Origin of the sequence: Streptomyces stelliscabiei (assembly GCF_014873495.1) — a bacterium.
GTDB classification, from domain to species: domain Bacteria; phylum Actinomycetota; class Actinomycetes; order Streptomycetales; family Streptomycetaceae; genus Streptomyces; species Streptomyces bottropensis.
Genome location: NZ_JADBGF010000001.1, coordinates 7,107,937 through 7,128,200, shown reverse-complemented (window position 1 = coordinate 7,128,200; position 20,264 = coordinate 7,107,937). Strand labels below are relative to the sequence as shown.

Below are 20,264 nucleotides of genomic sequence, written 5' to 3'. Positions count from 1 at the left end.
GCGGGTTCCTCCTGCCAGGGATCAGGGTCTTCGCGCCCGCCGCCCACGCCGTCCAGGGGGCTAGACAGTGTGGGCAGGCTGAGCACAGGTGGAGCCGTTGAGTCAGCGACGGGTGAGGAGGGAGCGGATGACGACGGCACAGACGGCGGTCGAGGTGGCCGTGACGGCGACGGCGAGGAGCATGGAGACGAGGACGGCGCCGACGACTAGGACCACGGCGGTGCCGCCGCCGACGAGGGCGAGTGCGGTCCCGGGGGTGAGCTGGATAGCGGGCCGGGAGAGGGCCGGAGCGGCGCCGGGAGCCAGCTGCGGGATATGGGCGGCGGGGGTGACGGTGGCCGGCTCGACGACTGCGGGCGGAGTTACCAGGCCGGTCGGCTGAGGCATGGTCGGGATCTTCGGCTGGAACATGGGCGGGTCTCCTTCGGTGGCTACTTGACGAGGGAGTTGATGACGGGGGCGAGCAGGCTGTCTGCGATGAGGTAGCCGCCGAGGAGCAGCACGGTGATGAGCCACCAGGGCGGGCGGATGAGCTTGACGCCCAGGACCCCGACGCAGAGCAGGGCGAGCCAGAGCGGAACGTCCATGGGATTGATCTCCTGTCAGGTCAGGGCGAGCAGCGGTGGGTTCGGGCGGCGAGTTCGGCGGCGGCGCGGGAGTCGTACTCGGCAGAGAAGTCGCAGCGGGGCGCGGTACAGGCGGCCAAGTGGCGGTTCTTGCCGCGCTCGACGAACGAGGCGACGTTCACGGGGCCGATACGGCGGACGTTGCGGAAGCGGCGGTTCATGGCGGTGTCCCTTCGTCAGAGGTGGGCGGCGACGGACGCGGTCATGGACGGGGGCAGGCCGAGTCGGGCGCGTACGGCGTCGGGGTCGGCCGGGTGGCCGGTGGCCGAGTGGTGTTCGTCGGCCAGGGCGCGGACGCGGTCGACGAGGGCGGGAGGGAGCGCGACGGCGGGCACGGGCGCCGGGGCCGGAGCGGGGACGAGATCGGTCACCGGTTCGGCGGTGGGCTGAGGGGTGGGGTCGGGCTCAGTGGGCAATGCCGGGAGCGCGTCCCGGTCGGCCATGTCGACGGCGACGGGGGCGGTGGTCGATTGGTCGTGCAGGCCGGTCGTCGACGGGGCCGGGACCTCTGGTGCTTCCTTGGGGTGGTGTGGTGCGTGGGCGAGGAGGGTTCCGCCGAAGAAGGCGACGGCCGGCCAGCCCGCGACCACGACGCGGAGCCAGGCGGGTACGTGGTCCAGGTCGAGGAGCCCGGCGGTGGCGACGTTGGCGCCGAGGGATGCGGCGAGGGCGACGAGGAACCACAGGCGTGGGCCCCCGGCTGGTTGTCCGGCCCCCTGTTGTTCGCGCATCCGACGCCAGGCGGCGACCAGCAGGAGGTCAACGCTGATCGGGTAGGCCCATGCCTTCCAGCCGCCCTGTCCGGCCGCTTCGGCGAGGTCGTGGAGGTGGGAGAAGGACAGGGCGCCCGCGATGACGGCTTGGACGATCACGGCGTCCAGGCGGGCAAGTTGGGCGCGCATCGGCTCGTCTTCCTTCCTGTTTTCGGCATGGGAGGGGTAGGGACCTTGGCGTGAGGCGGTCACGCCGACCGTGGGAGGAGGGGGTGCGCTACTCGGTGACCGGGCGCGTGGTGGGCGGGGCAGGTACGGCGGCCGGGGCCGACTCGACCGGCGTCGCGGCGAGGGCGGGGCGGAAGGAGGCGAGCCGGGGCAGGTCCGGGACCAGGGCCGAGGTGTCGCGGCAGATGGCCGCCGCTTCGTCGAGGGTGAGGTGGGGCGAGCGGACGCGGCACCAGCCGCCGGAGGAGTCGCCGACGACCGCGACCCCAGGCCGTACGGCCGGAATGGACGTGGCGGCGAGGGCCGCTTCGGGGGCAATGTCGGCGAGCGCCATATTGGCGGAGGTCTCGTCGTTGACGCGGTGGCAGACACGGCCGGTGAGCTGGGCGCGGAGCATCGTGGCGCCCTTGCCGAGTTCGGAGCCGAAGCGCTGCCCGCAGACCTCCAGGTAGATGCCGGCCGCGCGGCCGAGCTGGGCGAGGCGGATGAGCTTGGTGACCATGGCATCGCGTCGCTTCTCGTCGTCGCGACTGGCGGCGAGGAAGAGTTCCGCGACCTCGTCGACGACGACCACGACCGGCACCGGCCGTACCTCGTCCGGCAGCCCCCACACGTCGGAGGTGAGCACGGCGTCCGGACCGGCCACGCTCGACAGGCCGATGAGCCGGAACCGTGCCTCCATCTCCTCCAGGAGGGCGTCAAGGATGTCGTTGGCACGGTCCGAGGTGTCGGCGAGGGCCGACAGGCGGGGCGCGAAAGGCGCCAGTTCGACACCCCACTTGCAGTCGATGCCGACGAGGGCGACGGGTTGCCGGGCCAGTCCGCACAACAGGTTGCGCAGGTAGACAGACTTGCCGGACTGCGTGGCGCCGAGGATCAGTTCGTGCGGCACGGTGCGGAAGTCCCGTACGTGCCAGTGACCGTCTTCCCGCAATGCCAGCGGGAGAGTGAGCGGTCCACTCCCCCGCCAGCGACGGGCGGGGCGTACGTCGGAGAGCACATCCCAGCCGATCAGGCGCAGTTCGAGCCGTCCCGGCTTGGTGGGGCGGATGTGCACGGCGTGCGCGCCCCAGGCGTGGCGTAGCCGGTCGGCCGAGGCGGTGAAGTCTTCGGGCGCCTGCCCGGCCGCCATACGCAACTGCATCACGAGGCCGGCCCCGGTCGGGCGGGGCAGAGACCGGCGAGGCGGCACCGGAGCCGCTTCCCGCCCGATCATCCGGGCCGTGGCCCGACGGACGGCCGAAGCCGGAACCGTCAGGCCGCAGGCGTCCATGGTCGCCCGGTACGAGGCGAGTACGCGCAGGGCGATGACCGGGTACCCGATGAGCCACCAGAACAGGACCGGCGTCCGCCGACGCATCACGAGCAGCGCGGCCAGTGCCAGCAGCACCAGGATCAGTGTCCAGACGGAATCGGTCATGGTGCTCAGCCCTGCACCGAGGTCGGAACGTTGACCATGACGGCGTCGGCCCGGTAGGCGATGCCGTGGCGGGCCCGGCCGCCGAACTCGCTCTCCCAGGGCCGGGCCACCAGGCCGGACAGGACGACCGGGGCGCCCATGACCAGACCCTCACCGATGCCCGGCTCCGGCACCGTCACCTTGATCATGTCGGAACCGCCCGACGCGATGAACACCAGTTCCAGCACCATGAGCCGGGCGTTGGTCACCGGGTCCACGGCGATCTCACCGGTCTGACGGTCCTTGACCTTGGTCTCGGGCAGCTTGGTGACAAGCAGCGTCGCGGCGGAAGTGTCTACGGGGATGACACGCATTCTTCGAACCTCACTTGGTTGGTGGCGTCTTTCTCGACGCCGATCCGGCCTGGATACCCCCCTAGACAGCAGGAGGAGGCCCCACCCGAACTGTCTAGGGGGGTTGACGCCAACAGTAACCCGACGATCCATCAACTGTCTAGGGGGGTATACGAGGAGAGCTGCGGCCAGACCCGAACGGCCCTACGTCAGCACCCAGTGAAGGGCCGTCGCATCATCCTGAGCCTTGCCACGCGGCCAGCGCCGACCATGCGGGTCCCCGGCCTCAGCGTCCCGGACCATGCGGATCAACTCGTTCGGCCCTGACGTGTTGAGGGTGTCCAACACCGTTGCCCAGTCGGCGAGTTCGAAGCGGTCCACGAGTCGCGTGGCCCCGTCGCTCAGGAGACTCACGGAGTTGAGGGAGTCGAGCGGCACGGACCCGGTCAGTGCGTGCTCAGCCGCCCGGGGGTCGGGGCCGGCGATCCAGAAGCCGCCCGGCCTGTTACGCAGACCGGTCAGCGCGTCGCGGTACTCGGCAAGTGCGGCAGCGTGCTCGGGTGAGCCGGTGGGATGCGCGTCGACCGGGCCCCGAAGCGACTTGCCGACCTCGTCCAGGCGGCGGTCAGTGACGACCGCGCAGCCCCCGCTCTTCTCTTCGAGCAGTAGGGAGGAGTCGCCTAGAACGAGGTACTCCAGTTCCTTGTCACCGGCCCGGACCGCCACGACTGTGCTGGTCGGACTGGCCCGATAGGTCAGGTCACAACTGTCGCCATGCAGGGCTCGAACCGCGGCGATGGAGTCGGCCAAGCAGTCGGCGAGGGGGCGGCGCGGATCCGCGGTGACGGCTCGCAGCAACAGCGCGCCCAGGTTCCCAGAGAACCACGCGATGCTGTGCACGCATCCGGTCTCAGCCCCCGCCACCCCGGCGCCGTCGAGGAGGACGGCAGCACCGGGAGCGAGAGCGGCGAAATCCTCGCTCTCCTTGCCGGGTTCGGAGGGGAGGGAGCCGAGGGCGACTCTCACGCCCCGGTCTCCTCGTCGTGCAGGTACAGGGGGCAGACCAGCTCTACGGACTGCGGCTCGCTGGTCTCAGGGTCGTACTCGACTCCGACCAGCGTGGAGAACCGGCGCTCCCCCACCTGCCCCCACAGGGCATTGAGATCCGATGCCAGCAACTGGACCGCGCCGAGGGAGCCTTGGGTGTGGATACCGGCAATGGCGAGCACCGACCCCTTGCCGTCCGGGCGGGGCAGCCGGCCGAGGTATCCCACGTCGTGCGGGCGAGCCGGATCACCGTCCTGCCCAGAGCGGTGAATGGTGCCAGTGCGCCGGTCCAGCAGCGTCCAGGGCTCGCCGTCGTCGTGCTGCCAGCTGAGTACCGGGTCCTGGGCGTACAGCTCACGCATGTCCTCGGACATGCCTGGACCGCAGACGACGATCAGGCCGTCTCGGTTGAGGTTGACTTCACCGCTCACGAGCACGTTGCCGGTGGCGACATCGAGGCTGTACGACTTCGCCAGGTCCTCAAGACGCTTGCCCGAGTTCATGTCGTCCATGGCGACGACCGTGCGCTTCTTCGCGTCGTCCGCCCGCAGCGGAGTGACCACCGTGACGATGCCCGCGCCGAAGAAGGCACCTTCGGGGGCCGGGCCAGTGTGGCGGATCTGGTGAATCCGGCCACGGCTCAGACCAGCCTTCTCGGCGATCTGCGCGTACGAGAGCCCTTGCGCGTGAAGGTCCTGAACCACCCGCCGGCGAAGCCGCGCCAGCTCTGTCACCTCCCGCTGAGCGTCTGCCAACCGGGTCGTGACCTCACGCAGGAGCAGGTACGGATCATCAATCGACATGATCCGTCGCAACTCGTCCGACATGCCTTCACCTCCTAGGACTCCTCCGAAGTCTAGGCCCCTAGACAGAAAAGGCGGAAGCAGGCGGCCCGAGTGAGCGCCGATCACGTAGAAGCCGGATCTGCGTCGAGGTACACCCCGAGGGCTCACCCGCTACCACCGACGCCGCAGCGGATGGCGGGAGCCAGGCCGACTCCCATCAGGCGCCGTCCCCAATCAGGTCGGCCCACACGGTGCGCCCGCTCGGGACATCCTTCACACCCCAGTCCTTTGCGCAGGCCGAGACGAGCCACAAGCCGCGACCGCCGTTGCCTTGGCTGACCACGTCGCACATTTCGGGGACGTTGTCGCCGCCCTGGTCGACCACTTCGAGTCGCACGCCGTCCGCCCTGAAGGCGACGACCACCAGGAACCAGCCGCCGGCCGAACCGCTGAGGGTGTGCCGGACGGCATTGGTCGCCAGCTCGCTCACGACCAGGACCGCGTCATCGGCAACGCCCCGTTCGTGGAGGAGGGCGGCGACGAAGTGACGGGCTTCGGCTACCTGATCCGGCAGCCCGGGGAAAGCGCGGCACCACTTGGTGAACATGGGAAGACTCCTTGTCTAGAGGGCTAGACAGCACAGAGGCAGAGTATTCCTCGAGTGAACCAACAACCAAGGCATCCATAGGAATTATTCCTCTATGGAGTGACGGCGTCCGCCAGACCGCGAAACTCCTTCATCACCCGCAACAGCAGTTCCCGCACCTCACCACCGAAGACGGCCGCGCCGTCGAAGGAACCGAACACTTCCTCGTACGAGGCGACTTCATCCGGGTCGTGCGAGACCCGCTCATCCCGAAACGCCTCCACCGCGACGGCCCCCCGGTCGCACAGGGTGAAGCCATGCCGGGGCATGACCGGTACCGGCCGATCCCATGGGATCACTCCGAGCCGCACGGTAGTCAGGCTCTCGACAGCGAGCAGACGGTCAAGTTGGGCGAGCATGAGCGACGGGGTTCCGGGCCAGGTCCGCAACACGCCCTCGGTGACGACGAATACGGACTCACGTCCCGGCTCGTAGAGAACGCTCTGCCGCTCCACCCGGGCGGCGACGGCGCGGCCGACGGACTCGGGGTCAGCATCGGGAGCACTCGCGAAGACGTGACGGGCGTACTCGGCACTCTGAAGCATGGCTGGCAGAACCACGCACTGAAACGACCGCACGAGCCGGGCCCCGCGGATCGCATCATCCAATGCCACGCCAGGGAGCACACTCGCTTCGGGCTGCAGGACCTCGTCAACTGCCGTCTCCACAGCGGCCAGGAGCTCCCGCACCTCACCCGAGGTCGCTTCATCTAGACCGAGGGCCCGAGAGAGCCGGTCGAGTACATCAGTGCTGGGTACCATCCGCCCGGTCTCGACCTTGGACACAGTCGGTTGCCCAACACCGGCTCGCTGCGCCAGAACAGCACCCGTCAGACCGGCATCCGCCCGCAGAGCACGAAGACGCGCCCCAAGCGCACTCATTCGCTCCCGCCGCACACTCCCCATACCCAGGGTTCTACACCACGAGGGCGAGGCCTCCAGCGCAGGAGCAACGACCAAGATCAACAAAGTGCCAGGAGCGCGTGATTCAAACTTTCTCTACTGGTTCAAGGCGGCTCGCTCCGCTCCCCGCGCGCGGCCCGGCCCCCGGCCGGGCCTGCGCTCCTGCCTTCGTCCCGCTCCAGCCCGGCCGGCGCCCGTGCCGCGCACTGAGCAATCGGCCACCTGACGCCAGAGAAGGGGTACGTCGTGGCTGGGGCGGTCGGCTCCACGGCTTTACGGAGCCACTTTGGCACGAGCCTCGAAGATCATGGCCCCAACGTCGTGCTTTACCGGGCAGTTCCACAGACTGCCCGACGCGCCGGAAGCCTACGGGGCCATGACCCCTCGCGCTAAAGCAGCGCTACCCCAAAGCCGCTCCACCGACCGCGACCTTGAAGCATCTCGTTCAATACCTGAACTGGAAGTTGCGCGACGCGAAAACTACTTAAAGATGCTGAGAGCTAGTCCCGCGAGCCCGAGCACAGTGGAGACTGATACCGAGATCACTGCGATTCGTTCTCCAGTCGCCATACGCTGCCACAGAGATCCAGCTGGCACTTCCCCTGCCACGAGAAGTACAGGCCGCGCTGACCTGCGCCTGACAGATTCATAGGTGACTAGGGCTACAATAACGGGACCAAAAGAGGGAAGCATTACGTAAAACCAAAAGTCCGGCCCGACATCGTTTTTGCGAGAGATATCTCGCGTGGCCCAGAGCACCAGCATGAACCAGAAGAATCCAATAAGTGTCGATATGTAAAACCACGGACTGACCTGACTGACTACCGGAACTCGCCCACCTGCACCCTCTAGAAGGATCTGTAGTCGAGCAGCTTGACCTAGGGCCCACGTCGCATCTTCACCGGATAGATTAACCTCTGTTCGCTGAAGGTCAATGTTGATCACGACACTGCGAGTGCCATTTGTGTCATCAGCCTTCAGGCGAAGGTTCGTCCAGCGACTCAAGTCCCCCGGCGCGGTCGAAGAGTTGAGCGAGTCTATCAACTCATCGAGATCCTGCGCTCGATAGCGTGTGACGTTTCTCTGCGTGGAAACCTCAACCCGATCGCCGGGAATCCCTTCAACAGCAACAGCGAAAACACGCTTCAGTTCGCTATTACCGAGCCGACAGTTCTGGAAAACCAATCGCTTCTCGGTGCGTTCGCTGGGACCAGGCATGGACACATTGTGTAGGCCCCTGAGGGTTCGGGAGAGGCCTTCTCGTGCAGGTCGTGCCTAAATCGTGACCAGGCGGAGCGAACCATGTAGTACTCGCTAGATCGTCTCACCCGTGACCAGCAGCTACGGGACAGCCCTTAGCCGTCCGTGGAGGCGCCTACGACCTACGTTGCAACGCCCAAGAGGCACTCCTTCGGGTACAGATACTCACCGAGGACGCGACGCTGAGCCAGCCGCGGACGTGCTCGCAGACGTTGCGTCTGCTGTCCAAGACATACAGCAGACCAGAACTCGACGATGCCAGGGTGCGGACCCGTGATGACATCAGCCGCCTGTTCAGAGCAACCAAGTAATAGTCCTAATCAGTTTCCCTCCGGTAGCAGCCTGAAGAGCTGTTAGAGGAGTGGAACTTGGGCAGATCATCACGGAAAAAGAAGATCTGCCTTTGGTCTGCGCCGTTGATTTCGTCAATGGCTCTCCTTGAAACAGTGAGGCAGAATTTCCTGATCAAAGGGCTACGATTCCCTGACCGGCTCAAATGAAGTGATCCCTCGTACTGGCCGGGTTCGAATCTCCAGTTATCCGCCCAGAATACGAGCGTCGGTTGCTGAGGTTTATCTTGACTGACGATGAATGGGGCAGGATCACTGCTCCAGCTATAGTTGACCTGATCCGAATCGAAATCATATACATATGTTCCGGTCTCGTGCCAGTAAAAAATTGGTTTCTTTTGAGACGAAATTGAGCCGACGGGAGCCAGTTGCAAACGTGCGTCACGAATCACTTCGACATCCTGGGTCTTGAACCTGGTGGACACCGTCGGCTGAATTTGAAAGACGGTTCCGTTATCCACTGGTCCAGTGCGCAAAAGGTGAGGTAGTGACACATCGATTCTTGGCTTCTTTTGGACTTCAGTGAAGTTATAGATCGACAAAGCAAGTGCGACAACAGCGGCCAGCGTGGCGGCCCACGTGTGCACATGCTCGAATCGTGCTCTTCGAGGCTCCGCCCCGGTCTCATCCGTTCCGTTCACGCTCCTACTCTCTCTGAGATCAGAGTCGTCGGCCTGCAGTGTTGGCCCATTTGGACGCACACTTAACCTCTGAACCGCCGTCGGCGAATCACCCCCTCTCACGGTCGGCTCTTCGTCGATGGCCTCGACGTAGTCGCGCGCAGCGACAGCAGAATGGCCGGCCGCGATCCAAGTCGACTACTCCGCCCAGGCGGACCGCTCTATCCGACCGATATGCCCTGCACGGTGGATGTGGCAACGCAAGAGCAACCCGAGCCAGGGCCGGACAGGCTGAGCATCCAGGTCCGGCTCCGGGGGCAAGACAGTCATCTGGTCTGAGCTGATGTACCCAGGCCCCGATGACAGGCCAGTCGAGGAGGTTCGCTTCCGCCTGGAGCAGTACCTGGGCGAGGTCGGGCGGGCATACGCGGCAGTGACGGGCCATCTCAAGTCAGTAGCTCCGGACGAAAAGGTCGTGCCAGACCCGTGCCAGATCGTGCAGAGAACCACGGGGAACACCAGGGAGTCAGCCGACCTCGCACCATGCGCCAAGACCGCTGAGCCGCAGATCAGCCACGGAGTAGGCCCTCAATGCCCTTAGCTTCCCAAGCTGAGGGCGCGCACCGTCGTCACGGGCCGGCAGTCGCGGCTTGCTCTGGTCGACGGCACCAATAGCGTGGCTGAGGCCGGTGGGGGTGCAGCGAGGCACACGCGCGCCTGGTCGGCCGGCTGACGCACCGTCGTGGCGGGCTTTCGTCGGCTGAGGCTGAGACGGACCGCGACGAAGGTGCCGGCGTCAGCCGAACGAGGCCCGCACCGGGCACAGCTGGGCCGTCCCTGGGCCGTCCAAGGCCGCTCAACAGTGGCCAATGACGACCAACGACGACCACCAGGCGCACGATCCCAGCGTCCCTGACCGGCAAAAACCCAGCTCACCAAGATCCCCGGCAAGACCCAGGGCAAGAAGACAGGTCATGACTCGCCCATTGAGACTCCGCCGACCTGGCGGCCTTGGCGCAGGAACACCCTCAATCCAAGCGGCTGCGAGCCGCGCATGATTTGACGGTTTCCCTGTGCTGAAAATGACCCCATCCGCACGAGACCCATCCGCTAATGTGCTCTCACTGCTAACTGAGAGGCGAGTGCATGGACGTCGGATTGAGCGGACCGGGCGTAACCGTTGCTCTGGATGGAACGCTTGAAAGCGGTAACTCTGTAATCATCCTAGGCTGTGATGTTCCAATGCAGATTTTCAGGAATGACTCGCCGATAAGCAAGGACTCCTTGGAACGCATCCAATTGGAGAAATTTCGATTCGATTCCGTGCTTAAGTCTGGTGAAGTGCCGTTTGAGGATGTACTCAAAGGCTCAGATCCTCCTGACTTTGCCGTTCTCGTCAATGGGCAGGAAAGTCGCCTGGACTGCGCAGCACTTACTCTTCAGACGAGGCGTATGGCTTACAGGCTATTCCGCAGTCTTCGTACTGAGATTATGCAGAGCGCTGACTCGATCGATTTTGGGAATGTGGGCGGATGCGTTCTGCAAATCACCTTCAGTGAGGGCCTTGGACTTCCGCCAAGACGTGGAGACAAGAAAGCTCTAGCTAAGGTTGTGCAGGCAATTTCGGAATTTCCGGACCGGCGTCACGAAGTAGTTCAATTTGTCCAGGGTATTGTGGCGCAAGGGGGGATGCCGGAGCGCTTGCCTCTCGAAATGATGACGGCCGAATCGGCAGATGGCCTGGCTTCATTTTCCGTCAATGTAGTTCCGAATGGGTCCCTAGCTGGTTCATTCTACGAGGCAACTGGATTCGAGTGCGCCCTAGGCATGACCTTCGAGGTGACACAGGAGGCCACCTTCGAGGAACTGTCTCGGGTGATCGGCCAGCATGATCAAGAGAACATTGATCATCTGTTGATTACAGTGGGCGGTCCGGACCGTGAGGGATATATTTACCCGGGGGAGGAATTCCTTTGTCGATTCGCTCAGGAATATCGACCTAGCTGTACGTATCTTCGCCGTGTCACGCTCCACTCCTTCATGACTGGCGAGGTCACTGAACTGACGCAGTGATCGCGGCACCCCGAGCCTCCTTGGCCGTCCCTGGGCCGTGCGAGGTTGACCAATGCTGACAGTCGGCAACCAAGGGTGCCCCCACCCCGCTGTCTCGCGTGGACGGGCAACAGCGACGGCACAAGAAGGGGCGCCGCCCTTCTGATGAACGCGGCCGGGTTATCAAAGTGATGCGTATCTGGTCGGCTCAGACGGACAGGCGATCCAAGCGGACGGCATTTCGGTATTCTCGGACGGTCCACAGTCCTGCGAGGTCCTACCCAGGCACCAGGATGACCTACCCGGGCGTCCTCGATTTTCCGAACGAGGGCGGTGCGCAGCCCCCACGTACGTCTGTGTTGCTGAGAACTCGGGCGCATGATTGGGAGCAGAAAAGAGCGCAGCTGCAGCAAGCCGAAGGCGACTTCCGAGGTGATTAGCCCTGCCCCGAGATTCTCCGTGTCGGATATAGGGACTGACTAGCGGAAGATCTGTTCAATCCCAAAGACAAGGCTGTACGCCTGCGGCCAACCTACGTCAATGAAGGTGTCGCAGATTTCACGGAGCGCGGTGAGGTTGCTGGGCACTTGAAGGATTCCGCGGTGATCGGCGACAAGGCGTTCGACGAAGCGCACGCAGATGGCGATACCGAGGGAGTCACCGGTGTAACCGCTGGATGTGCCAACCTGGGTCAGTATGTCACGGACGGCGAGCAGGGCAATCTGGGGACGAAAGTCGAGGACATGTTCATAGAGCTCAACGAGGTGGTGCACGACTGTCGGGACGGGCACCGCTGCAAGATTTTGAAGCAAATTAGAGGCTTCGTCGACGAGCCGGACCTGTTCGGCGAGGGGCTCTTGTTTGGCGTGGTCGATGGCCCCGCTCGCGGCGTACAGCTGGAAGGCGAGGGTGTCGAGCAGATGCAGCTCATCCTTGAGACGCACGGTGTCGGCTTCAGCCAATGATGGCTGCAAGCTGATAAGACGCTCGGTGGTGGCCAATGCAGGTTGGCTGATGCTGGTGAACAAGCCCAGTGCACGCAGGCGAACGGAATCGTCAGCACTGGTGAGTGCACCGGAGTCGCGGAGCTGGTGAAGGCAGGACGACCAGGCATTGACGCCCGACCAAGTATTAGTCATGTAGGTGAGTGCGGTATCCGCTCCGGGCGTGGCGTGGTAGACCCACAACGCCCCAGCAGCGGTTGCACAAGCTGCGGCAGCGGAGTCGCGATGCTGATTCGGCGCGACGCGTTCCATGACCTTGGCAAGGAGCACAATGCCGCGCTCCGGGTCGCCCATGTAGAAGCAAGCCGAGGTCACGGCGGCGGCAAGCACCGCCTCGTCGCCGTCACAATCTGCAATGCCGTCTAGCACTTCCCAAGCAGTTTCGGGTTCAGTGCCGCGGAGGTATCCGGCCGCGCGAGCAATGACATGCCTTACATAGGCAACGGGGTCCACGGCCAGCGCCTTGAGGGCGTCTGCGACCGAAGGAGAGTATGCCTCAGGAACGCGGCTTACTTGAAGTAGCCCACGTGCTGCTTCCCCCCGGGGCCCCGCCGGGATGAGCATGTCGAAATTGGAGTTCTGGTCAGTCGGTTGGGGCCGGGGGCTAGCTGCCATCGTCAGCAAAATATCGCGTGCACGGGTTAGTACTTCCACTGGGGCTTGAGTATTGCGGGTCCAGATTTCTACCGCGAGTGCGATGACGTCCTCTGCATCGGAACTGAGCTGGCCGCTGACTTCGGGCACGGCATTTTGGAGTTCGGTGACTGCATTCTCACACGTGGTGATTGCGGCGGCGTCCGGTGTCTCGTTGAGGTGGGCATCGGCGAACTTCTTGAGCTGTGCGGTCAGGGATCGCACAACAGATCCCGCGCCACCCTCATCCTGGTTCGCGTCCACGTCCTGGTCGGTGCCCACCTGCCACTCCCAATCCTGGACGGGTTGAACGTAGGGGCGAGAGGACCGGTCGGCTCGAAGTGCCGGCGTCGCGACGTGGTCGGGAGACAGTGCTTCTACAAACCTGCGGTACCGCCGGAAGGCGAGCCGCCCCTCCTTTGTGTTCTCAACCTCCGGGACAGGCGGTTTAAGAGTAAGGAGTGCCGCTTCAAATGCCGTCCGCACATGGGGCTCTAGGTCAGGGTGCACCTGGTGAACGAGTTCGACGGCATATCCGAGAAGGTCAGGAACCAGCAGTTGGGTGACGATAGCCTCGGGCTGAGGAAATAGAGTCTCCCGCAGGGCCGGATTACTGACAGCAGTCTTGAGGAGTCGACGCCAAACGCATGCCGCTTGGGGGGCAGAGATGACTGCCTGGATCAAAGCTGGAAAGTCAGCGCTCTCCGTGGCAGAAACGTGACTCTGGAATGCATCAAGCAGTGCAAGCAGGTCCTCATCGGTGTAGCTGCTCCCGTAGTCCCAGGCGCGTGAGTCGTCGAGAAGGATCTCCGCCGTTCCGCCGGCAAGATCCGCCTGGTGCATGAGCAGCTCCGGTCGTCCGTGCCGACTCAGCTCGGTCAGAATCGCTGCCGCCTTCCCCGTATCCCAGCGCAGGACATCAGGGAAAGCCTTAACGAGATGATATTTGGAGGCACCGAAGTCTTGGCGACGGTTGGACCGCATGGACAGCACCACACCTGAGCCCAGCAGAGTTGCTTCGGTTGATTCCTCCTCGTAGCTCATCGTCGCGACATACAACTCCGACACCATATCCGGAAGTTGAGCAATCAGCCGGGAGACGCCGTCTGAAAGGGCAAAAAGGTCGTTGTAGCCACGCTCTTGCAACTGCGCGGGTTCCAACGCACGACGAAGGAGGGAGTAGACGGCTTCCTGGTCACTAGAACTCGTGGCAATCACTGCTGTGATCGCCAGGCGGGTCAGTACTGAGGACGGCTGCCCCCACAGCTGTTCCAGCAGCCGTCGAGCCGCCACCCCACACAAACCCAATGCCTCGCCGCCCAGACTGTCCGCCTCAGCGGACAGGTCGTATACCAGGATACGCAAGGCAGCACCGGCGCTGTTTGCCCTTCGAGAGAGCCGCTCGGCAATAGCGGCCCACACGTCTCGATCTGTCGGCGCGTTTTTTTTCAACGCCAATGACACCGCAACTGCTGCCATTCCGAGGATGCGTTGTGCCTCCGCAGAACCCTCGTCAACACTTGCAAGGAGAGGTTCCAGGTCAGCGACGTCTTTGGTACCACGAGCCAGTACGTCCGCCATGGCGGTTACCGCCATCGACGGAATCTGTGCATCAGCCAATTGCATGGCCAAGGCGCAGAACACTTCGGGCCCCCGCTCCCAAGCCAGTTGGAGGTAAATTCCCACACTGGGACGGGCGAACAGCATCAGATTTGGATCGACGCTCAGACAGCCGACCAAGCCTTCTCCGGACGATGCATCACTGAACGACGCGAGGTGTGTCACGGCCACCGCGTAGTCGAACAGCACGTGGTGGGCGAACTGCACTGGCCCCAACCCGGCACCGGCCGCGATGCCGGGCACGGGAACCAATACCGATCTGGACAGGAGTGTCTGCATGGCGCTCTCAGCGGCGGAGTCGCCCTGTAGCAGTTGCAAGGAAGGAACTCGCAAGCGGCGATCGGACGCCGCCAAGGCGCAGAAACGGGAAAGGACATTAGCTCGCGCGAATCCTCCCTCACCGCTCATAACCCGTGCCTCCCAGTAACGTTCCAGCAAATCCAGTCGACTTCCCACCCCAGTCAACTCACGTGCTGTGGCGCCGTCCAACAGAAGTTCGGCCGCCAAGCGCAGATTGAATGAGTTGCGAAGGAGTTGCCGCTGTGCGGCAGTGGTGCTGCCGAGCACGTCGCCCAGTTGCTGGAAAGAAATTCCGGCCTGCTCAAGCTCTTGATCGCTCAGGTCTCCCACCGACGCCGCTGAAGCAGGGAACAAAGCGCGCCATTGCCTGGAATGACGCAGATCCCACGTACGAATCGAGGCCACCACACGCCAGTCGGGACATCGCCTGCGTACGTCCGCAATCACCGTGCGCCACAGCTCAGCTGTTGAATCAGTGCGTGCCGCATCCAAGGCGTCGATAACCAGAAGTCCGTTGCTCCCCGGCGACCACTGAGCCAGCACGTCAATCAACGCGTGCCGCAGTCCAAGCTCAGCCTGCAGCGACCCATTACTGGTGGCGGCAAGTCCGCCCACCGCGAGAAACAGCACAGGGCGCTGCCCAGCAAGCCCTGCACGGGCGAGATCATGCAGAACCACAGTTTTCCCCACGCCCGGATCTCCTTCCACAAGGAAGGATTCCTGCACTGACCGTGAGATTAGGTCCGCCGACGCTCCGCGCTGAATTTCTACCGGTCCCTGGGGCGTCGGAATGGTTGTGAGTCCGTCCTCCAACCGGTCCAGGTTCTCCCTGGTCCAGTCCGACAGTCGCTCCACGTCCGCAGTGAAGTCTCGTACCGTTGCCAGTGCGATACCGGACTCAATGAGCGATGCCTGCAACCGCCGCTGATCGGAGTCTGTCCGGGAGATGGCCAGTTCGGCGCATATACCCACCAACACTTCCCACGCGGCGCCAGCTTGGCCGGGTTCCATGATCACCATGGCGCGAAGCCGGTCCAACGCCTCCCGCTCGCCCAACATGCCCTTTTCCACGTCCGAAACCCATACGTGGCTCACCCGCAGGAGGCTCTCGAGTTCAGCAGAGGTCGGCAGTGCACCACACCGCTGCTCCCATTCCTTGTAGGCATGAGTGACAAAAGTGTCATAGGCGGTCTGTTGGCCTTTTGTGAACCGCAAGTCAGCCGTGCTGGTGCTCGGTGCCGCGCCCTGGATGAGTTCCAGGACTCTCCTCAGGTCGTTTCTGACCGAACCGGAGGCTTCGGATGTCGTTACGAGAACAAGCCGGTCGTCCTCATGGTCAGGGAGGAGGTGCTGTTGCACGAACTGCTTGACCGTCTTAGCGAACTCACTCTTGTCCTTGGCGGAGAGGCGGATGGTGCGTTTTGCCTGAATCGCCAGCGCGGTACCGTCAGCTGTTTCCACCCGACAGTCGTCCACAGGATCGCCGGTTTCGCACGCAATCCGTCGTACTTGGCCCGACCAGAGACCAGGAACCGCAGCAGCAGCTTGGCCGGCTAGAGCTGCCACGGCGAACCATGCAGCCACACGGTCTTGATAGCGGAAGCCTCCGGCCCCCGCGCTCCCACCCACGTCCGATCTAGCCGGCGAACTCTCGCCCAAGGCATGTCCTCTCACGCTGTATGCCGCGAACCTATCCGTAACCACTGACAAACAGGAGCGGTGGGACCAAGGGAATCTGGTGGCGCGCCACGGATCATCAGGGCGAGTTGCATGGGCTCCCGACAACACCTCCGACACTGTGTCCAACCTAGTTGCAGCGGTGCTTCTTAGCAGCTCAGCGCCGCAATCACGCGTGGATCGCTCACACCTCGCGCTCGTCGCCCCGAGGCGGTCATCCGTAGGGTGCTGGGAGAGGGGCCAGTGTCCTTTTCGGTGCCTCCCGCCGTGGGTTCTGCTGGTAGAGGTGGTCAGATTCTTGTGGACTATCTGTGGACTGCTCCCAACCGACCGATCAGCTTCCAAGCTCTGACCAGCAACGTTCCCTGGGAGTGAAGCGGCCTCCGGAGCCGTGTGCGCAGGTTCGAATCCTGCCGGGGGCACCTTGCACGAGGTGCCCAAAGACCCCGCCATCAGCGGTTTCGCTGAGGACGGGGTCTTCGCGTATGTGCAGACGTGTGCAGACGTGTGCCGCTCGGAGCGGCCGTATGTCGGCGCCTGTGGACGAGGCGTGGACGGGATCTTGAAGCATCACGCCAGGTGAGGCCCGCAAATCGATGTGGCCCGGGTCAGACGCAGGGACCACGTCGCGAGTCGGTAGCGGTTCCCTCCTAATCGGCGGTGACCCCCCAGTAACCGATTTGTACGGGCCTGCCGTCGCGGTAGAGCACTGTGCAGTTCCCCTGGGCGCGGCTCGGGAAGTCCAACTGCTCGGAATCGAGAGCGGCGTCCCACTCCTCGTAGGTGGGCCGGCCGTGAGGAGCCCACGCACGCACCTCATCATCGGTCAGCGGCCGCATGAACGGACCGTCGTCGGTGTCCGCGGCCTCGATCATGAGAGGAAAGTCCAGCACGGTGCCCGTGCCACCGGTGAAGATGTACTCCTGCCACTCCGGGTCGCGCCACAGTTGCTCGACGGACCGGCCCTCGAAGCCGTGGTTGTCCCGCGCCAGCTCGTCTTCCTGAGCCTGCCGGAACGCTGCCGCCAGATCACGCTGGTACGGGCCCGTGTGGGTCCATGCGTCGCCGCCCATCCGCGTCCCCTCTCCATTCGAACTGTTTACTCAGGAGCGGAGAGTAAGAGACGGCACTGACAGGCCACCCAGGCGACGGTCACCCCCTGGGGGTTCCCACAGCCCCCGCGAGGAAGACCGGGACCTTCTGAGAGAACCGGCTCAGGCCAGACTCCAAGCCTGACGATGACAAGCGACGCCGTACACCCGCTCAACCTGCTCAGCCGTCAGCACCCCTGAAAGCGGCGCCAGTGCACGGTTGGTGGACAGGTCGTCTGCCGGCGTCAGAGGCGGCAGCATCGGGCGGGCTTCAGCTTCAGGTGCCTCCTGCGGCAAGACCGGCTTGGGGTAGTTCCGTAAGTGGTGTGCCAGCACGGCGATCACGTCGTCGCGATACTCGTCGACTAAGACGGTGATGTCCCCCGTAATCAAGTCCGCCCAGCCGACCGCGGTTCCGTCCGGCACATTCGCATACAGGCGATCATGTCCGTACCGCTTCCAGCGCGTGGCCTTCAGCTCCACGAGCCCCCTCGTCCGCTCTCGGCCGAAGCATCGCAGCAGGTAAGGCGTAAAGACGAGAGAGGCCCCGGACAAGATGTCCGGAGCCTCAAGTGGGATGCAGGGTGTCTCACTCGTATTCGCGAAGGAGCTCCTCAATACGCCGGTTGGCAACGTCCTGCCCTCCGTCGAGGCACTTCGCGTAGCGGGTCAGCAGGACCTCCACGCTGTTGCCGGCGCGTTCGGCCACCTCGGTCGGGTCGACCCCCGCGTTGAGCCACGTCGACAGCGCCGAGTGACGGAGGTCGTACGGCCGACTCGCGAGCGGCGAGGACGCGACGGCCGGCGGAAGCGCGAGGAGCCGGGCCTCCTGCCACACGCGGTAGTAGGTCGAGGACGGGACGACCGAGCCCTTCTCGCTGCAGAAGAGCCGTCCATCGTCCGCCGTGCCGAAGGTGACCAGGTGTTCGCGGAACACGGCGACGAGGTGAGGCGGGATCGGCACCCTCCTCACGTCATCGGTCGGCCGGTTCTTCAGCCCGCGGTCGTCGTGGGTCTCCCCCGAATCGGTCCACTGCTTGCCGACCGAGGGGCGAGTCCGGTGGAGGAGAGCCGAGCCCCAGCCCCGTTCGGGTAAGGCCAGGTCCGTCTCGACGAGGCCGACAGCTTCCGCCGGCCGAAGGCCACCGAAATACATGGCAGCGAACAGACCCACGAGGCGACGGCCGCGGGAACGCCGAAATCCGCCCACATAGGAGACGGCCGCCAGGAGGTTGCGAGCCTGCTCAGGGTTGGCGACGATGCGGGGGTCCACCTGATTGGACACCTTCGGTTTCTGCCAGCGGACAGCAGTGACGGGTTTCTCGCGCAACTCCCCCAGGTCGACCGCATAGTTGGCGGCGTTGACCAGTGTCCGACGCTTACGCCGAACGGTTTCCGCCGCGGCTGCCGTGCCGTCGAGCTTCAGTTTCAGCGAGTCCAGGACCGCGCGGGCCGAAGCGGGCTCAGCAAGATCAGCGAGCGGTCGAGAAGCCCTGGACACCCAGTGGAGCACGTTCCGCACGTCGTCCGGGAGCTCCCGACCAGAGGGGCCCGGCAGTACGAATGCCCAGTTCCGCAGCGCCCTGCGGAGCGCCTCATCAGACGGTCGGCCCGCGCGCTCATCGAGGAGACACACGGTCACACTCGTCAGTGACTCGTTGATGCCATCACGCGTGTTCGGAGCGGCGTGCGGCCACTTCATCGCCAGATACCTGAGAGCGAAGTCGTACCAAGACACGGTGGCTTTCTGCTGCTCCATGGACGCCGGGAGCCCGGATTCCGTGTCGAACTCCGCGCCGTCCCGCATGGCCCGCATGGCCCGCATGGCCCGCATCAGCTTCGCGCGGTAATGATCGGCGAGCACCTTGGTCCGGAAGCTGTCGGAGAAGACGTTGCCCGCGACAGACCAGCGCACACCGTACGAGGGCGTCTTGGTGTCACGCTTTCGAACGCCCCAGACCTTCACGTCGAGAGACTTCACGCCGCTGCCTCCAACTGCCGCAGCCACGTCGTGAAATCACTCCGCCACACCCTCAGCTCACCGTTGGGGAGCTTGAAAGCGGCAGGCCCCAAGCCCAGTTCGCGCCATCGGTAGAACGTCCGCCGGGACACGCCGCCAAGTTCGTCGAGGACCTGCGGGACAGTCATGAGTTCGTCGCGGCGGTGGTCCATGTCGGCTCTCCTTCCGTTCCGGGGGCAGGTTCGAGGGATGCAGCGAGCCAGGTCTCGCCCGCGCTGAGGCCGGTTCCGGCGAAGACCCAGTGGGCGAGGACGAGCGTGCTTCCGCCGTCCTGGGGCGCGGGCGGGGCGGCTTGAGCGCGGCGCCAGTCGGCGCGGGCGTCGCGGAGGGCGCCGAGGGTGGTGGAGTAGCGGCGGGACTTGGTGGAGAAGTGGCCGCGGAAGCCGAGCATGTGGGCCCAGGCCCGTAGGCGGAGGTCTGCCAGCTCGGGGCGTGCGCCGAGGGTCCAGGCGGTTCGGATCATGCGGCGGGCGTGGTCGGTGATCCGGGCCCCGGCCAGCTCGGCAAGGAAGCGGATCGGCCGGTCAAGGGTGCCGGTCGCCGTCTCGGCGCCCTTGGTGGCGTACTTGGCGATGTACGCCGCTACGGCCCGGTCGGTCAGCTCCTGGCCGCTGTCGAAGTCGGCGGAACGGATCGCACGGACATCGAGCTGACGGCCGAAGACGAAGCGGTGTGCCCGGCCGTCGACGGTCGGACCGCTCACACGCGCGGCAGTCGCGGCGGCGTGGTGGAAGTGGACGGCCCCGCGCTTCTGGTATTCGGCGACCTTGGCGAAGGAGGTGCGGGCATGGTCGCGGAAGGCGCGTTGGGTGAGGCCGGCACGCTTGGCGACCTCACGGCGGAGGTAGATGGAGAAGCGCCGCCAGCGAGGCACACGCGCGCCTGGTCGGTCGGCTGACGCGCCGTCGTGGCGGGCTTTCGTCGGCTGAGGTTGAGAC

17 protein-coding genes and 2 pseudogenes are annotated in these 20,264 nt (G+C 64.6%); 1 reads left to right on the top strand and 18 read right to left on the bottom strand.

Annotated elements, in window-relative coordinates; all coding sequences use genetic code 11:
* Positions 1 to 102: 102 nt before the first annotated feature.
* The 12 genes and pseudogenes from H4687_RS31770 to H4687_RS31720 all read right to left on the bottom strand — a co-directional run bounded on the left by H4687_RS31770 (position 103) and on the right by H4687_RS31720 (position 8,950).
* On the bottom strand, positions 103 to 411 hold the full coding sequence (locus tag H4687_RS31770; RefSeq protein ID WP_046913275.1) for a hypothetical protein: 309 nt from the start codon (positions 409 to 411) through the stop codon (positions 103 to 105).
* 20 nt (positions 412 to 431) lie between these two features.
* Positions 432 to 587, bottom strand: a complete 156-nt coding sequence (locus H4687_RS31765) for a hypothetical protein (RefSeq protein ID WP_005476066.1) — start codon at positions 585 to 587, stop codon at positions 432 to 434.
* A gap of 20 nt (positions 588 to 607) precedes the next feature.
* Positions 608 to 787 (bottom strand): mobile element transfer protein, encoded by a 180-nt coding sequence (locus H4687_RS31760; protein WP_037728579.1) that lies wholly within the window; start codon positions 785 to 787, stop codon positions 608 to 610.
* Positions 788 to 802: 15 nt separating this feature from the next.
* Complete coding sequence (locus H4687_RS31755; protein ID WP_046913274.1) at positions 803 to 1,528, bottom strand: DUF2637 domain-containing protein; 726 nt, start codon at positions 1,526 to 1,528, stop codon at positions 803 to 805.
* An 88-nt stretch (positions 1,529 to 1,616) separates the two neighbouring features.
* Positions 1,617 to 2,987: an FtsK/SpoIIIE domain-containing protein gene (locus H4687_RS31750; RefSeq protein ID WP_046913273.1), complete on the bottom strand. Its 1,371-nt coding sequence runs from the start codon at positions 2,985 to 2,987 to the stop codon at positions 1,617 to 1,619.
* Positions 2,988 to 2,992: 5 nt separating this feature from the next.
* Positions 2,993 to 3,340 (bottom strand): SCO3933 family regulatory protein, encoded by a 348-nt coding sequence (locus H4687_RS31745; protein WP_046913272.1) that lies wholly within the window; start codon positions 3,338 to 3,340, stop codon positions 2,993 to 2,995.
* 183 nt (positions 3,341 to 3,523) lie between these two features.
* Positions 3,524 to 4,345 (bottom strand): hypothetical protein, encoded by an 822-nt coding sequence (locus H4687_RS31740; protein WP_046913271.1) that lies wholly within the window; start codon positions 4,343 to 4,345, stop codon positions 3,524 to 3,526.
* A complete protein-coding gene (locus H4687_RS31735; protein ID WP_046913270.1) occupies positions 4,342 to 5,193 on the bottom strand; it encodes a sigma factor-like helix-turn-helix DNA-binding protein in 852 nt (283 codons plus the stop codon). Before H4687_RS31735 ends, H4687_RS31740 begins: the two co-directional genes overlap by 4 nt.
* Positions 5,194 to 5,368: 175 nt before the next feature.
* Positions 5,369 to 5,758, bottom strand: coding sequence for an ATP-binding protein (locus tag H4687_RS31730; RefSeq protein ID WP_046913269.1), 390 nt, complete (start codon positions 5,756 to 5,758; stop codon positions 5,369 to 5,371).
* A gap of 92 nt (positions 5,759 to 5,850) precedes the next feature.
* Positions 5,851 to 6,411 (bottom strand): DUF5753 domain-containing protein, encoded by a 561-nt coding sequence (locus H4687_RS31725; protein ID WP_318787740.1) that lies wholly within the window; start codon positions 6,409 to 6,411, stop codon positions 5,851 to 5,853.
* 144 nt (positions 6,412 to 6,555) lie between these two features.
* Positions 6,556 to 6,678: pseudogene (locus H4687_RS46755) on the bottom strand (helix-turn-helix domain-containing protein); the annotation flags it as partial.
* Between the two features lie 1,597 nt (positions 6,679 to 8,275).
* Complete coding sequence (locus H4687_RS31720) at positions 8,276 to 8,950, bottom strand: hypothetical protein (RefSeq protein WP_078907636.1); 675 nt, start codon at positions 8,948 to 8,950, stop codon at positions 8,276 to 8,278.
* Positions 8,951 to 10,075: 1,125 nt separating this feature from the next.
* Between H4687_RS31720 and H4687_RS31715 the strand changes: the two genes are divergently transcribed.
* Entirely contained in the window at positions 10,076 to 11,002 is a 927-nt protein-coding gene (locus H4687_RS31715) for a hypothetical protein (RefSeq protein ID WP_159026072.1), read from the top strand.
* A gap of 458 nt (positions 11,003 to 11,460) precedes the next feature.
* On the opposite strand, the gene H4687_RS31710 is transcribed toward H4687_RS31715, so the two are convergent.
* The 6 genes and pseudogenes from H4687_RS31710 to H4687_RS31685 all read right to left on the bottom strand — a co-directional run.
* Positions 11,461 to 16,122 (bottom strand): ATP-binding protein, encoded by a 4,662-nt coding sequence (locus H4687_RS31710; protein ID WP_192781740.1) that lies wholly within the window; start codon positions 16,120 to 16,122, stop codon positions 11,461 to 11,463.
* Between the two features lie 743 nt (positions 16,123 to 16,865).
* The gene (locus H4687_RS31705) at positions 16,866 to 17,288 is read right to left on the bottom strand and encodes a hypothetical protein (protein ID WP_046913266.1); all 423 of its coding nucleotides are present in this window, start codon (positions 17,286 to 17,288) and stop codon (positions 16,866 to 16,868) included.
* Between the two features lie 141 nt (positions 17,289 to 17,429).
* On the bottom strand, positions 17,430 to 17,789 hold the full coding sequence (locus tag H4687_RS31700) for a hypothetical protein (protein ID WP_225966893.1): 360 nt from the start codon (positions 17,787 to 17,789) through the stop codon (positions 17,430 to 17,432).
* A gap of 106 nt (positions 17,790 to 17,895) precedes the next feature.
* On the bottom strand, positions 17,896 to 19,287 hold the full coding sequence (locus tag H4687_RS31695; protein WP_046913265.1) for a tyrosine-type recombinase/integrase: 1,392 nt from the start codon (positions 19,285 to 19,287) through the stop codon (positions 17,896 to 17,898).
* Entirely contained in the window at positions 19,284 to 19,478 is a 195-nt protein-coding gene (locus tag H4687_RS31690; RefSeq protein ID WP_046913264.1) for a helix-turn-helix transcriptional regulator, read from the bottom strand. Before H4687_RS31690 ends, H4687_RS31695 begins: the two co-directional genes overlap by 4 nt.
* Positions 19,451 to 20,191, bottom strand: a pseudogene (locus H4687_RS31685) (replication initiator); the annotation flags it as partial. The pseudogene H4687_RS31685 and the gene H4687_RS31690, both read right to left, overlap by 28 nt.
* Positions 20,192 to 20,264: the final 73 nt, after the last annotated feature.

What these genes read in the sequence shown, in the direction of transcription:
- H4687_RS31770 (WP_046913275.1), bottom strand. Translation starts at nt 411, where the DNA reads ATGTTCCAGCCGAAGATCCCGACCATGCCTCAGCCGACCGGCCTGGTA.
- H4687_RS31765 (WP_005476066.1), bottom strand. Translation starts at nt 587, where the DNA reads ATGGACGTTCCGCTCTGGCTCGCCCTGCTCTGCGTCGGGGTCCTGGGC.
- H4687_RS31760 (WP_037728579.1), bottom strand. Translation starts at nt 787, where the DNA reads ATGAACCGCCGCTTCCGCAACGTCCGCCGTATCGGCCCCGTGAACGTC.
- H4687_RS31755 (WP_046913274.1), bottom strand. Translation starts at nt 1,528, where the DNA reads ATGCGCGCCCAACTTGCCCGCCTGGACGCCGTGATCGTCCAAGCCGTC.
- H4687_RS31750 (WP_046913273.1), bottom strand. Translation starts at nt 2,987, where the DNA reads ATGACCGATTCCGTCTGGACACTGATCCTGGTGCTGCTGGCACTGGCC.
- H4687_RS31745 (WP_046913272.1), bottom strand. Translation starts at nt 3,340, where the DNA reads ATGCGTGTCATCCCCGTAGACACTTCCGCCGCGACGCTGCTTGTCACC.
- H4687_RS31735 (WP_046913270.1), bottom strand. Translation starts at nt 5,193, where the DNA reads ATGTCGGACGAGTTGCGACGGATCATGTCGATTGATGATCCGTACCTG.
- H4687_RS31730 (WP_046913269.1), bottom strand. Translation starts at nt 5,758, where the DNA reads ATGTTCACCAAGTGGTGCCGCGCTTTCCCCGGGCTGCCGGATCAGGTA.
- H4687_RS31715 (WP_159026072.1), top strand. Translation starts at nt 10,076, where the DNA reads ATGGACGTCGGATTGAGCGGACCGGGCGTAACCGTTGCTCTGGATGGA.
- H4687_RS31705 (WP_046913266.1), bottom strand. Translation starts at nt 17,288, where the DNA reads ATGGGCGGCGACGCATGGACCCACACGGGCCCGTACCAGCGTGATCTG.
- H4687_RS31690 (WP_046913264.1), bottom strand. Translation starts at nt 19,478, where the DNA reads ATGGACCACCGCCGCGACGAACTCATGACTGTCCCGCAGGTCCTCGAC.